At 72.6% G+C, this 13,690-nt stretch carries 12 protein-coding genes; 5 read left to right on the top strand and 7 right to left on the bottom strand.

The window, feature by feature from the left end:
* Positions 1–327 precede the first annotated feature (327 nt).
* Complete coding sequence (locus BM142_RS02185) at positions 328–1,413, bottom strand: ArdC-like ssDNA-binding domain-containing protein (protein ID WP_175527046.1); 1,086 nt, start codon at positions 1,411–1,413, stop codon at positions 328–330.
* Positions 1,414–2,462: 1,049 nt separating this feature from the next.
* Here BM142_RS02185 and BM142_RS02180 point away from each other — a divergent pair.
* From BM142_RS02180 to BM142_RS24990, 4 genes are all read left to right on the top strand, one after another.
* Positions 2,463–2,672 (top strand): helix-turn-helix transcriptional regulator, encoded by a 210-nt coding sequence (locus BM142_RS02180; protein WP_092195103.1) that lies wholly within the window; start codon positions 2,463–2,465, stop codon positions 2,670–2,672.
* A gap of 173 nt (positions 2,673–2,845) precedes the next feature.
* Positions 2,846–3,502, top strand: a complete 657-nt coding sequence (locus BM142_RS02175; protein WP_092195102.1) for a hypothetical protein — start codon at positions 2,846–2,848, stop codon at positions 3,500–3,502.
* The gene (locus BM142_RS24995) at positions 3,495–3,899 is read left to right on the top strand and encodes a hypothetical protein (RefSeq protein ID WP_254790468.1); all 405 of its coding nucleotides are present in this window, start codon (positions 3,495–3,497) and stop codon (positions 3,897–3,899) included. Before BM142_RS02175 ends, BM142_RS24995 begins: the two co-directional genes overlap by 8 nt.
* Positions 3,863–4,183: a hypothetical protein gene (locus BM142_RS24990; protein WP_254790467.1), complete on the top strand. Its 321-nt coding sequence runs from the start codon at positions 3,863–3,865 to the stop codon at positions 4,181–4,183. The genes BM142_RS24995 and BM142_RS24990 overlap by 37 nt, the downstream gene beginning before the upstream one ends.
* 149 nt (positions 4,184–4,332) lie before the next feature.
* Here BM142_RS24990 and BM142_RS02165 read toward each other — a convergent pair whose 3' ends face one another.
* Together BM142_RS02165 and secA are read right to left on the bottom strand one after the other, a co-directional pair.
* Complete coding sequence (locus tag BM142_RS02165) at positions 4,333–4,800, bottom strand: hypothetical protein (protein ID WP_092195101.1); 468 nt, start codon at positions 4,798–4,800, stop codon at positions 4,333–4,335.
* A gap of 651 nt (positions 4,801–5,451) precedes the next feature.
* The gene (secA, locus tag BM142_RS02160) at positions 5,452–8,514 is read right to left on the bottom strand and encodes a preprotein translocase subunit SecA (RefSeq protein ID WP_092195100.1); all 3,063 of its coding nucleotides are present in this window, start codon (positions 8,512–8,514) and stop codon (positions 5,452–5,454) included.
* An 83-nt stretch (positions 8,515–8,597) separates the two neighbouring features.
* Here secA and BM142_RS02155 point away from each other — a divergent pair, with 83 nt between their 5' ends.
* On the top strand, positions 8,598–8,990 hold the full coding sequence (locus BM142_RS02155; protein ID WP_092195099.1) for a pyridoxamine 5'-phosphate oxidase family protein: 393 nt from the start codon (positions 8,598–8,600) through the stop codon (positions 8,988–8,990).
* 52 nt (positions 8,991–9,042) lie between these two features.
* Here the strand turns inward: BM142_RS02155 and BM142_RS02150 are convergent, their stop codons facing one another.
* The 4 genes from BM142_RS02150 to BM142_RS02135 are packed head-to-tail and all read right to left on the bottom strand — an operon-like array spanning position 9,043 to position 13,678.
* Positions 9,043–10,206: an enolase C-terminal domain-like protein gene (locus BM142_RS02150; RefSeq protein ID WP_092195098.1), complete on the bottom strand. Its 1,164-nt coding sequence runs from the start codon at positions 10,204–10,206 to the stop codon at positions 9,043–9,045.
* Positions 10,203–11,363, bottom strand: coding sequence for a mandelate racemase/muconate lactonizing enzyme family protein (locus tag BM142_RS02145; protein ID WP_092195097.1), 1,161 nt, complete (start codon positions 11,361–11,363; stop codon positions 10,203–10,205). Before BM142_RS02145 ends, BM142_RS02150 begins: the two co-directional genes overlap by 4 nt.
* A 1-nt stretch (position 11,364) precedes the next feature.
* On the bottom strand, positions 11,365–12,540 hold the full coding sequence (locus BM142_RS02140) for a mandelate racemase/muconate lactonizing enzyme family protein (protein ID WP_092195096.1): 1,176 nt from the start codon (positions 12,538–12,540) through the stop codon (positions 11,365–11,367).
* Between the two features lie 4 nt (positions 12,541–12,544).
* Positions 12,545–13,678, bottom strand: coding sequence for an ABC transporter ATP-binding protein (locus BM142_RS02135; protein WP_217640524.1), 1,134 nt, complete (start codon positions 13,676–13,678; stop codon positions 12,545–12,547).
* Between the last annotated feature and the right edge of the window lie 12 nt (positions 13,679–13,690).

Below are 13,690 nucleotides of genomic sequence, written 5' to 3'. Positions count from 1 at the left end.
AGGTCGTCGCGGATGTTGCGAGGGTGCACGGCCAGCCCCCCGGGGGCCAAGCCACACCAGCCGGTGTGCCTGCCCGCTGTCCTCGGCCGTGTCGGCAGGTGCACTGCCGGTGCCGGCCGGGTCGAAAAGTGCTCGGTCTCGCGCTGCTCGATCCCGGCACTGTGAGCCATTTCGGCCCCGGAAGGCCCGTCGGGCGTCCTCTCCCGACCGGTGTTCAGGGCGGTGACTGTCGTGGCCGTGGTCATGGCGGATTCTCCTTCGATGCTCTGCCAGGTGGCTGTGCTCTCGGTGCGGGGGCTGTCGGCGGTCATGTCGCGCTCCCCCGGCTCAGGCGGTGGCGAGGCCGCGGGCGCCGGCGGGCTGCGCGACCGGCCCGGCGGGCGGGGCGTCGTCGAGGTGGTCGAGGATGCGGCGGGCGGCGGCGGTCACCGTCGCGGCGGCGGCGCGGACGACGTCGGTGTCCCCGACCGACCAGGCGGCGACGTAGGGGACGGTGTAGGCGCCGGAGTCCAGCCCGGCCCAGGCAGTGACGATGTAGGCGACCGACTCGGCTTCGGCCTCCGCCCGCCCGCGGCAGCCCCGATAGTCGAAGCCCTCGGCCGTGTGCCCGCACTGGATGTGCGCCAGTTCGTGGGCGAGGGTCTTGACCGCCTGCGCGTCGGCGACGTCCGGGCGGACCTGCACGGTGCGGGCTCGCGGGTCGGTGAGGCCGTTGGCCTCCCCGCAGGCCTCGCGGGTGAGCGTGTAGCCGTGCGCGGCGACCTGGGCGGCCAGCGCCTCCCACAGGGCGGCGGGGGCGTCACCGGTGAGCAGCTCAGGGGCGATGTCGGGCAGCGGGTCGCCCTGGGTCTGGGAGATGTCGAAGACGTGGGCGACCCGGAACCCGCGCAGCACCCGCGCCCCGGCCGGCCGGTCGTCCCCGCCGGTCGGCTCCCCCGCCGTCCCCGCTACCCCCGATGCTGACGCGGCGGCGGCCGCCGCCTGACGGGCGTCTTGCCCGGTGCCGGTACCGGTGCCCTTGGGCGTATAGGTGCACGGCGCCAGGACCGCCAGCCCAGTGGAGCCCTTGACCACGCTGCGGCCCAGCGCCTTCCAGGTGCCGAAACCGGCGACCCGGGTCGGGCTGATGCCCAGCCGCGCGGCCTGCAGCTCGATCAGGAGCTGGTTGTTGAGGCTGTAGGTGTGGAACTTCGCGGCGACATCCAGCATCGCCCGCCACTGCGGATCGGCGGTCAGCTGCTCGACCTGCTCACCGATCTGGTCGTGCAGGGCGGCGATCTTCGCGGCCCGGGCGGCGTCGGCGGCTTCCCGCTGCGCCGGACTCAGCGGCCGCCGGCTCCGGCTGCCCCTGCCTGTCCGATTGCTGCTCGTGCCGCTGGCCGCGGTGCTGATTCTGGTGCTGTCGCTGGTCATCTGGACCCTCCCGGAACTGGAGCCGAAGCCGGTACGGGAGGGACTGCGGAATAGGTGTCCTGCCACCCATTCCCCCGGCCCGTCCGGCACAGAGCTCTGCTCAGGGGCCGGGAGCGACGGCGGGGGACGACCGGACCAAGACTGCTTCCGCAGCGCAGCGCCCGAAGGGCAGAAGGATCTTGGTCCGGTCGGGAGGAGACGGCGCGGGAGGCCCCTACGCTGAGCTGCCGGACGGGTCGGGGGACCAGCAAGGACAGCCCGCCGCAGGCGGTCGTTAACGACGGCGAAGCCGGCGCCACGCGCAGCGTGGCCCGAAGGGTGCTCCGGACCCGCCCTACCGGCCGCAGCGCGACGACGATGTCGGCGCGCTCACCGGTCAGGGAGCCCCGATCAACCGCCACGTCGCGGACGCCCCTGGCCGCCCGATCACGGCCCGGGCGGGCGCGTCGTGTCCCGAGTGCTGTGTCCAGCGCCATGAGTCGAGCGTGGCCAGGTCAGCGCCCGCCCGAGGACGTCCGTCCGGATGTTGCGGACCGGCGCGTTTGTCCACAGGGACCAAATTGCGCACAAGCGCCCCGATGCTCACGGCCTGCATCGGCTGGCTGCAGGACGACTGGAGGAACCCCAGTCAGCAGAGAAACTCCAGTAATTCTCCAGGTCCGGCGGCACACGGGTACCCCGACTGTCGTCGGCCTACCGGAGAACGTGCTTCAGCGCGCGGGCGGCGCACGTCGGCGTCGGCCAGGCACAGCGTCGCGGCGGACACCGGGCCTCGGTAGGAGACGAACGGGGGCGGTCCCAGGGGACCGCCTACCAGGACGAGGCCGAACCCCAGCCGCAGGACTGGGGCCGTCCACCGGCGGTCTCGGCGCCGCCCCCCGGCGTCGGCAGATGAAGGGTCCCTGGCAGGTGACGCCAGGGGCGGCCGCTACAGGAGAACAACCGGAGACAGTCCGAGAAAGCTGGCTGTGAAGTGTCACCACCGGGCCCGAAATGGCGCCTTCTGTGGTGAAGGCACCGCCCACCACCGACGACCCCGGGAGCCAGCCATGCCCGACCCCACCGCCGACCACGAGCCCGAGTTGCTCACCATCACCGAGGCCGCGGACGTGCTCCGCGCGCCGGTGGCCACCCTCCGGTACTGGCGACACCTCGGTACCGGCCCGAACAGCTTCCGAGTCGGCCGGCGCGTCCTCTACCGCCGCGCCGACCTGTGCACCTGGATCGACGCACAAGCAGCCCAGTCCCCGCGCCGATAGCCCCCGCCTCCGGAGAGCGGCCCGATGGGCGCGGGCCGCTTCGGACCCCGGGCACGCAGTGCGGTCTGTAGCCACCTCGGACTGTGGACAACAACGGCCATCCACAGAAGCCGAATAGGACGGGCTCCGGCAGCGCCGGAACGGCGACGCTCACATCACCGAGAGGAGGAGCGATGGGATGGATGGGCCCGGTCGTCGACGACCAGGAGCACGAGGGCTGGGTGGTGCCGCTGTTCGCCGACGGCGCGCAAGGCGCCGGCACCAGCAGCGCCCGCGGTCGGCTGATCGCCCGCTCACCGGACGACGGGCCGTGCAACGGCGACCGGGTGCGGCTGACCTACCGCGACGGCTCCACCGCCGACGGCCTCTGGCAGGACGGCACGCTCATCCGTAGCGACAGGATCGTGCACGCCCACACCAGCGGCCAGGTCCGCCTGGAGGTGATCGAGCAGGCCGAGGAGTGGCGCCCCGATGCCGCGGTCGTCGGCTGGGTCGCCGGCTGCACCTGCGGCTGGCGCGGCACCCCCTGGACCCGCGTACCACCGGAGCTGGCCGACCCGGCGGCGCGGCGGCTCGCCGTCACCGCCCCGTGGGCCGATCTGGAGGCCGCCGACGAGAACCGGGTGCGGCAGGAATGGCGCCGCCACATCGCCGGATGGCAAGCCCTCGAGGACGTCGAGGCGGCCGCTGCCTGGCAGGCCGCCGCCGCCCGCTCCCTGGACGAGGCGGTGCGCGCCGCAGTCAAGGCCGGGGCCTCGTGGGCCGACATCGGGCGGGCCGCCGGTATGGCCGGCCAGTCCGCTACCGAGCGGTGGTCCGCCCGTGACTGAGCAGCCGACCGGCCACCCCGGACCGAGCGAGGAAACCCGGCCAGGGCAGCGGATCGTGCTCGTCGTCGACCTCGACGGCGAGCCGCTGACCCCGCTGCGCGCCCTCGAAGAGATCCTTCTGTGCCTGAGCACATGGGAGGACGACGACCGGCAGGATCCCGGCACCGACACCGAGCCGCTGCGATTGCAGGCGCCGCTGGCCGACCGGGTCGCTCTCGCCGCCGTCCAGCGACTGGTCGCCGCCCTGGCGCCCACCCAGTCCCAGGGACCCGGGCGCGGGCGGCTGCTCACCCCGGGCGGCCGCTACGAGCACGCGCCGATGACCGCGCTCACCCTGCCCGCCGCCGACATCGAGCTCCTGTGCGCAACCGCCGCTGCCCTCGGCCCCCCCGGCTGAACCCCGACATCGCCGACCTGGTCAGTACCTTCGCCGAGCAGCTCGCCGGCGGCTGTCGCCCGGGCGGTCGCACCGAACTGGTCTCGCTTCTCGCACGGCTGGCCGGACTGCTCGACCTCGTCCCCACCGATGACACCCGACTCCTCACCGCCCGGCTGCGAGCCACCCCGCCCGGCACCGGCTGCGTGCTCAGCGACACTGAGGAAGCCGCCCATGCCCGCACCGCCGACCGCATGAACCACATCTGGGCGCACGGCTCCGGCATCGACCGCTACCTGTACTGAACCCGCGACCGCCCTCTGATGAGGTTCGCTGGCAACCGAACCGGAAGCCCGCTTCCAGGCGTTCGAGGCTCAGCGCGACGCCTGATCGGGATCCAGTGCCGGCCTCGGCCGGGACCGCCGGTCCGATCAGCTTGTGTGTCGAAGGGACGTCACGCCGGTCCTTGCGGTGGTGCCGCTCCGGTGTCCGCAGCGTCATTGATGATCCCGCGACGGACGTCGGGGTCATACGTAGCGAAGGCGATCGCGGCCTGCACGGCGCCGATGCTCTGCCGATCCAGACCCGCGGCCAGCTCCCCGAGATCCACCAGAAGACCGTGGGCAAGGCTGGCGGCCACGCGGAGCACAGTGAGCTCGCCGGAACTGCCAGCCAGCCGCCCCTCGTGCAGCGCCGCGGCGACGACGGCCCAGTCCAGCTTTGCTATCGGCCCGTCGCCGCAGGAGCCGTCGAGGCAGGCCTCGACGGTGATCAGGTTGGCCCGATGCAGCTGGGGCAACCAGTCCCCGACCATCAGAAGGACCAGGCCGGACTCGGTCCCGTGATCACCGCCCGCCCCCCGCATCAACGCCTGTTTGATCTCGAAGACACTGAAGCCGGCGGTTGGTGGCTGAAGCATCACGGCGCATCTCCGTCCGTGCATGGCGCCGGCGGCCGGCGCCCGACCGCCCCTGGTATCCACAGAGCCTGTCGCGCTCGGGCTTCTGCTCGGTGCCGTTCGCCTCGATTTGTGGACGACGACCTCTCCTCCACAGGCCGTACTTCTGGAGGATCGTTTGCCTCGACTGCGGCGCCGCCCTCAGCAGCGACCGCTGGCCTGGCTGTGGACGGCGGCCCGCACCGACGGCGAGCTGCGGCGGCCGCGCGCGGCGATGCGCCGTGGCATGACGAGATCCGGCTTCCGAGATTGCGACGGCGCCCTCAAGACCGAGCTGTGCGAGCTGCTGTTCATCAGCATGCGCGGATCGCGCTGGTCTACGGTTCGAGGACCGCGGCTCGCGCGACCGATCCACACCTCAGCAGCCGCTGCAAGTCGGCCAGCGCCCTCCCGGCCCGGATCGAGAACGACGCCCGCGCTCGAGCCGCCGCCGGCGCCCGTCCGCCCAGGCTGGCGCCAGCCTGCCCACGACTGCCTGGGGTGACATCGGGCCCCAGACTCGTCTACAGGCAGTCCGCAAATAGTCCGCAGGACAGCCGTTGGCTCGCAGTTCCGACCATCGCTGGTCAACGGTATTCGCGCAGGTCAGATGCGGTGTTACCTGTATCTGGCCAGTTAGCTGGCGGCGCCGTGGCAGAACTTGTACTTCTTGCCCGACCCGCAGGGGCAGGGCGCGTTGCGTGGTGTCTCCTTCGTCCCGGACACCGTCGCCGACTTGGCCGCCTTGGCCTTGCCCGACTCCGCCGGGGAGCCGTCCAGGCTGGGCGCGGAGTAGCTGAGCCGCTCCGGGTCGCGCTGGGGCGCGTCCAGCCCCTTGACGTCGAGCTGCGGCCCCGTCGCCGGTGCGGGAGGGGCCACCGGCGGCGGGACCTCCGCCGCGGGGGCCGCCGGCGCCGTCCGCGTCCGGCGGGCCGTGGGCGTCGCCGTCCCGTTGCCGGCCGCAGGCGCCGGGGCCGACGGAGCCGGGGCCGACGGAGCCGGGGCCGAGGGAGCGGGAGGCGCGGAAGCCCCCGCCACGGGAGCCGCGGGAGCCGACGGCGCGGCGGCCGACGGGCCCTGCGCGGCGCGGGTGGCCTCCGCGGCCTGGCGGGCCAGGACGCGGGCGGTGCCCTCCTGGGCGGCGGCCAGCGCCTTGGCCTCGGCCTCGGCCTGCTTGGCCGTCGCCTCGGCGTCCTGCTGCTGCTTCGTCTTCACCTCGAGGTTGAACAGGAAGCCGACGGACTCCTCCTTGATCCCGTCGAGCATCGCGTTGAACATGTCGTAGCCCTCGCGCTGGTACTCCACGACCGGGTCGCGGTTGGCCATCGCGCGCAGGTGGATGCCGGCCCGCAGGTAGTCCATCTCGTAGAGGTGCTCGCGCCACTTGCGGTCCAGCACCGACAGCAGCACCCGCCGCTCCAGCTCGCGCATGACCTCCGAGCCGAGCGCGGCCTCGCGCGTCTCGTAGGCCCGGTGCACGTCGTCCAGGAGCTCCTGCTTGAGCACCTCCGCCGACAGCGCGGACTGGTCACCGTCCGACGTCCGGTCCAGCAGCTCCTGGATGTCCAGCTCCACCGGGTACAGCGCCTTCAGCCCGGCCCACAGCTGCGCGAGGTCCCAGTCCTCCGCGTAGCCGATCTCCGTCGCGCCGTCGACGTAGGCGCTGACGACGTCGTCGACCATCGTCCGGACCTGCACGTGCAGGTCCTCGCCGTCGAGCACCTTCCGGCGCTCGTCGTAGATGACCGTGCGCTGCCGGTTGAGCACCTCGTCGTACTTCAGGACGTCCTTGCGGACCTCGAAGTTCTGCTGCTCCACCTGGGTCTGCGCCGAGAGGATCGCCCGGCTGACCATCTTCGACTCGATCGGCTGGTCGTCGGGCACCCGCAGGGTGTTCATCATCGACTCGAGCATCGGGCCGTTGAACCGGCGCATCAGGTCGTCGCCCAGGGAGAGGTAGAACCGCGACTCCCCCGGGTCGCCCTGGCGTCCGGAGCGGCCGCGCAGCTGGTTGTCGATGCGCCGGCTCTCGTGCCGCTCGGTGCCCAGGACGTAGAGCCCACCGGCCTCGACGACCTGCTCGTGCTCGGCCTTGACCTGCGCCCTGGCCTCGGCCAGCGCGTCGTCCCAGGCCGCCTCGTACTCCTCCGGCGTCTCCGCCGGGGACAGCCCACGGGCCCGCAGGGTCTCGTCGGCGATGAACTCCGGGTTCCCGCCGAGCACGATGTCGGTACCGCGGCCGGCCATGTTGGTGGCCACGGTGACCGCCCCGAGCCGCCCCGCCTGGGCGATGATCGCCGCCTCACGGGCGTGGTTCTTGGCGTTCAGCACCTCGTGCGGGATGCCCCGCTTGAGCAGGTACTTCGACAGCACCTCGGACTTCTCGACGCTGGCCGTACCGGCGAGCACCGGCTGCCCGGCCTCGTGCCGCTCGGCGATGTCCTCGACGACGGAGTCGAACTTGGCCTGCTCCGTCTTGTAGATGACGTCGGACATGTCCTGCCGGACCATCGGCCGGTTCGTCGGGATGGGGACGACACCCAGGCTGTAGGTCTGGTTGAGCTCGGCGGCCTCGGTCTGGGCCGTGCCGGTCATCCCGGACAGCTTCTCGTAGAGCCGGAAGTAGTTCTGCAGCGTGATCGTGGCGAGGGTCTGGTTCTCGTCCTTGATCTGCACCTTTTCCTTGGCCTCGATGGCCTGGTGCATGCCCTCGTTGTAGCGGCGGCCGGACAGCACGCGCCCGGTGAACTCGTCGACGATGAGCACCTCGCCGTTGGTGACGATGTACTGCTGGTCCTTCTTGAACAGCTCCTTGGCCTTGAGGGCGTTGTTCAGGTAGCTGATCAGCGGGGTGTTCGCCGCCTCGTACAGGTTCTCGATGCCGAGCTGGTCCTCGACGAACTCGACGCCCTCCTCGGTGATGGCGACCGTGCGCTTGCCCTCCTCCACCTCGTAGTGGACGTCGCGCTCGAGCATCGGCGCGATCCGGGCGAACTCCCCGTACCACTTGGCGCTGGTCTCGGCCGGGCCGCTGATGATCAGCGGGGTGCGGGCCTCGTCGATGAGGATGGAGTCGACCTCGTCGACGATCGCGAAGTGGTGGCCGCGCTGCACGAGGTCGGCCTTGCTCCACGCCATGTTGTCGCGCAGGTAGTCGAAGCCGAACTCGTTGTTCGTGCCGTGCGTGATGTCGCACTGGTACTGCTCGCGGCGGACGTCCGGACGCTGGCCCGAGACGATCGTGCCGACGGTCAGGCCCAGGAAGCGGTGCACTCGGCCCATCCACTCGGCGTCGCGCGAGGCCAGGTAGTCGTTGGTGGTGACCACGTGCACACCGTCGCCGGTCAGCGCGTTGAGGTAGGCCGGCAGCACGCCGGTGAGGGTCTTGCCCTCTCCGGTCTTCATCTCGGCGATGTTGCCCAGGTGCAGCGCGGCCCCGCCCATCAGCTGGACCCGGTAGTGCCGCTGGCCGAGGGTGCGGGTGGCGGCCTCGCGGACGACGGCGAACGCCTCCGGGAGCAGCGAGTCCAGCGACTCACCGTCGGCGTACCGCTCCTTGAACTCGTCGGTCCGGGCCCGCAGCTCCGCGTCGCTGAGCGCGGCCGTCTCGTCGGCGTGGGACTCGACCGCATCGGCGATCTTGGACAACCGACGGACGAGCTTGCCCTCGCCGGCACGGAGAAGCTTCTGGAACACCACGACCCCAGCGTAGGCGGCCTGCGCGCCGGGATCAGCCAGTACGGCGCAGCGGCCGGTCCCGCGCCCGTCACTAGCCTTCCCGCGTGTCCCACGATCCCCATGACCTCGGCCCCGGCCTGCGCGAGCTGCTCACCGAGCGGCACCTGGCCACCCTCACCACCCTGCGCGCCGACGGCAGCCCCCACGTGGTGCCGGTCGGCGTCACCTTCGACCCGGCGACCGCCGTCGCCAGGGTCATCACCTCCGGCACGTCGGCCAAGGCCCGGCACGTGCGCGCCGGGCAGCGGCGGGTGGCCGTGTGCCAGGTCGACGGCCGGCGCTGGATCACCCTGGAGGGGACGGCGGTGGTGAAGGACGACGCCGCGTCGGTCGCCGACGCGGTGGCGCGGTACGCCGTCCGCTACCGGCAGCCGCGCGAGAACCCGGCCCGCGTGGTCCTGGAGATCGCGGTCGACCGCGTCCTCGGCAACGGTTGAGGCAGATCTCCCGCACCGGCCGTGCCGCCGCCCGGGCCTCCGCCCCCGGCCGTCAGCCCGCGACGAACTCGTCGACGACGTGCGCGTCGATCCAGTCGTCGTCGAGCTCGACGCCGAGCCCGGCACCTCCCGGCACCGGGAACGTGCCACCGGGTCCCGCGGCCAGCACGTCGTCGCTGTAGTCGAGGTAGACCGGGAAGTCGTCCGACGCCCGCAGCAGGCTCGGCGCGGACAGCGCCAGCTCGTAGAAGTTGGTGTTGCGGATCGCCGACATGCACGCCCGGTGCGCCGGGCCCGGGCCGTGCAGCTCCACGTCCAGCCCGAACCCCTCGGCGGCGTGGGCGATTTTCATGACGCCGGTGATCCCGCCGTCCAGGTCGGCGTCGGCCCGCACGAAGTCGGTCCCTCGGCCGGCGATCTGGTCCACGTGGGCGGCGAACCCGCGGACGTGCTCGCCCAGCATCAGCGGCGTCGTCAGCAGCTCCCCGAGGCGACGGTGGGCATGGACGGAGATCCCGCCCTCCCGGTACGGGTCCTCGTACCAGAAGAAGCCGGCCTCGTCGCAGGCCCGGCCGACGCGCAGCGCGTCGGCGAACGTCGAGTAGCCGCACGACGGGTCGAGCATCAGCGCCATCCGCTCGCCGACCGCGGCGCGCACCCCGAGGACGTTGGCGACCTCCCGCGGGATGTCCTCACCGTTCCAGCCGTGGATCTTGAAGGCGGTGTACCCGAGCTCTGCGCACTGGACGGCGAAGTCCGCGTAGTCCTCCGGCCTGGACAGCGACCCGGTCGCGGCCCCGTGCAGCGTGGACACGTAGGCCGGCAGGGCCGTGCGGTACCCGCCGAGCAGCTGGGAGACGCCGACCCCGTACGCCCGGCCGGCCAGGTCCCACAGCGCGATGTCGATGCAGCCGATGCCGGTGCGGTCGTGCTTGCGCCAGAAGTGGCTGAGGTCGCTCCAGATCCGCTCGCGCTGGAACGGGTCCTGCCCGAGCAGCCAGTGCGCGACCTGCGGGACGGCGGCGGCCGCGAAGCCGTTGATCCCGGTGCTCCAGACGTGCCGGCCCGTCCCGGCGTCGGACTCGATGGTGAGGACCCACCCGGCGCCCGGGCTCTCGCTGTCGGAGTCCGACGCGACCGGCAGGAACCGGTCGAACGCCCGCCCCCGGCGGGTCCAGCGCAGCGTCTGCAGCCTCACGCGCCTGATCGCGCTCATGCGGTCCTCCCGTACCTCGTCGGCCGCGGCCAGGGCGACCCGGTCCGGCCGGCGAACGCCCCGAGGCGTTCCTCGTCCACCTGCACGCCGAACCCCGGCGCGTCGACCAGCACGGCGGTCCCACCGTCGAGCCGGACGCCCCCGCTCAGCAGACCGTCCCGGAGCGGGTTGACCGGGGTGGGGTCGGCCTCGAAGACGGTGTCCCGGCCCAGCGCCGACAGCAGGTGCAGCGTCGCGGCGTGGTTGATGACGCCGTGCGAGATGTGCGGCGCGAGGCGGAGTCCGGCGGCCAGGGCCAGCGCCCCGATGCGCAACGACTCGGTGAGCCCTCCCGCCCGGCTCACGTCGGGCTGCACGACGTCCAGCGCTCCGCGGTGGACCCACTCGGCGAAGGCCGCCGCCCCGGCGAGGTTCTCCCCCGCGGCGACGGGCACCGAGCCACGCGCGCGCAGCCGGACGAAGTCCGCGATGCGGCTCCGGGGGTAGGGCTCCTCGAGCCAGTCGAGCCCGAGACCGGCAGCCGCTCCGGCGAGCGCCGCGACGTCGTAGTTCGGGCCGGTGTTGGCGTCGGTCATGATCCGGAAGTCGGGAAAGGCCTCCCGCACCGCGCGCAGTCTCGCCAGGTCGTGGTCCAGCCGCTCCCCGACCCGCACCTTCCCGGCGGAGAAGCCGCGATCGACGAGGGCGCCGATCGCGGCCACCAGCCGCTCAGGGCTGGTGAACCCGAGGGTGAAGCCCCCCGCGTAGGTCTGGAACCGGGTGGTCGCGCCGCCGAGCAGGCGGTGCACCGGCTGGCCGAGGTGCTTGCCGTAGGCGTCCCACAGGGCCAGGTCGATGCCGCTGAGCGCGAGCGAGAACCCGCCGGCCATCCCGGCACCGGACAGGAACCGCTCGTCCGTCTCCGCGTTCACCCCGGCGCTGTCGCCGACGTCGCGCCCGACCACGACGTCCTGCATGGTCGTGCGCACGATCTCCGCGACGGCCGAACCGGCGTGGCCGTGGAACGCCTCGCCCCAGCCGACCGTCCCGTCGGCGCAAGTGACCTTCACCAGCACGATGTCCCGGCGGCCCGCCGTGCCGAGGCTGAGCGGGTCCGGTGGCGTGTCGAACTCGGCGGTGACGGGGAACGCCTCGAGCGCCACCACCTCGGTCGCCATGTCAGCCCTCCTCGACGGGGTGCCGGCGCAGGGCTTCCTCGTCCACCTCGGCGCCCCATCCCGGGCCGCTCGGCAGCTGCAGCCGGCCGTCGACGACGTCGGGCGGCGGCACGACCTCGTCGCGCCAGGGGACCCCTTCGACGTCGATCTCGAAGATCGCGAAGTTGGGCACCAGCGCGGCGAACTGGGCGCTCATGTAGGTGAGCAGATGGCTGCCGTAGTTGTGCGGCACCACGTTGAGGTCGAAGTTGTGCGCGAGGTCCGCGACGCGCAGCGCCTCCGGGAGGCCGTTCCACGCCACGTCGACGATGGGCACGTCCACGGCGCCGGCCTCGAACAGCCGCCGGAAGGAACGCAGCCCGGTGTAGGTCTCCCCCGACGCGATGCGCGGGCCGCGCCGGCTGCGGGCGTGCGCCAGCGGCGCGATCTCGTCGGAGTCGATCTCGAACCAGTCCAGGCCGTGCTCACCGAACCGGTCCGCGAGTCGCGCGATGCCCTCGCCCTTGACGTTGTGGTTCACGTCGATGAACAGCTCCACCCCGGGACCGGCCCCGTCCCCGAGGGCGTCGAGGACGTCGCAGACCCCGCCGACGACGCGGGGATCGGGCTCCAGCTCCGGCCAGCCCGGTCCGCCCCACGAGGACAGCTGCAGCCGGGCGCCGTCCGGCCCGACCGTCATCAGGTTGGTCTTGAGGGCGGAGAAGCCGGCGGAGGCGACGTCGGCACCCAGCTGTCGGACGTCGTCCAGGGAGCGCAGCGGCTCGGCCAGCCCCGCCTGGGCGAGGCGGATCCGGCCGAGGCCGCAGTGCGACCAGTACAGCCGGAACTCCCGCCGCAGCGGTCCCCCGAGCAGCTCCGCCACGCTGAGGCCGCGGGCCCGGGCAGCGACGTCCAGGCACGCGTTGACGACCGTGCCGACGGCCCGCCGGTTGAGCCCGTCCTCCGCCTCCCGGGTGCGGGAGCGGAGCAGCTGCTCGATCCGGCGCCAGCACGTGGGGTCCTCGCCCAGCACGAAGGAGGCCAGCCGGCGCACCACGCCGGCCATCCCGTGCGCGGAGAGCATGCCGTCGGTGAACTCCGCCCACCCGGTCACGCCGTCGTCGGTGCTGATCTTCAGGTACGACCAGTAGCGGGTGCCGGCGGCGCAGGTCAGGATCTCGGCATCGGTGATCCGCACGTGCCTACAGCTCCGCCGCCGGGACGAAGTGCACGTCCGCCGCGCGCACGCCCAGGGTCGTGCGCTCGCCCTCCGCCACGGCTGCGTCGGCCCGCAGCTCCGCCCGCACCACGGTGCCGCCCACGTCCAGCGTGACGTCGAGGAACCGGCCGAGGAACGTGACCCGCTCCACCGTCGCCGGCCAGCGGTTCTCGCAGCCGCCGGCCGCGTCGCCGAGCAGCACGTCCTCCGACCGGAAGACCGCGACGCTGCGTGCGCCCACCGGCTCGTCGGCGCCCTCCGCACCGGTGACCGTCACGCCGGGCAGCTCGGTGGTGAGCGTGCGCCCGCCCTCGGCCACCGTGCCGCCGATCATGTTCGCCCGGCCCACGAACTCGGCCACGAACCGCGACCGGGGACGGCGGTAGATCTCGCGCGGCGCGGCCTCCTGCTCGATCAGACCGTCGCGCAGGAGCACCACGCGGTCGGACATCGACATCGCCTCGGTCTGGTCGTGGGTCACGTAGATGCTCGTGACCCCGACCGTGCGCTGCAGCTCGAGCAGCTCGAAGCGCATCTGCTCCCGGAGGCCGGCGTCGAGGTTGCTCAGCGGCTCGTCGAAGAGGATGACCTTGGGACGGGTGACGATGGCGCGGGCGAGCGCGACCCGCTGCTGCTGGCCACCGCTGAGCTCCGTTCCGTACCGGCTCGCGTAGGGGCTCAGGCCGACGAGGTCGAGGACCTCCGCCACGCGGGCCTGCGCCTCGATCCTGGGCATCTTCGCGAGGCCGTAGCCGACGTTGCCGGTCACCGTCATGTGCGGCCACACCGCGTAGGACTGGAACACCATGTTGACGCCCCGCCGTTCCGGGGGCACCTGGTTCTGCGCGGTGGCCACGACCTGGCCGTCGATCGTGATCCGACCGGCGGAGGGCGGCTCCAGCCCGGCGATGCAGCGCAGCGTGGTGCTCTTGCCGCAGCCGCTGGGCCCGAGCAGGGTGACGAACTCACCGGGCGCGATCGAGAAGCTGATGCCCTTGACCGCCTCGGTCTCCCCGTACTTGATGCGCAGGTCCTCGACCACGACGGAGGCGCCGGTGACGGGGCGTTCCTCCCGGGCGCGGGCCGGTGCGGACGTCTGGTTGATGGTCTCGGGCACGATCACCTCTCG

The sequence above is a fragment of the Blastococcus tunisiensis genome (genome assembly GCF_900112815.1).
Classification (GTDB): Bacteria; Actinomycetota; Actinomycetes; order Mycobacteriales; family Geodermatophilaceae; genus Blastococcus_B; species Blastococcus_B tunisiensis.
The sequence above is the reverse complement of the archived record's forward strand: the minus strand, read 5'-3'. Positions and strand labels throughout refer to the sequence as shown.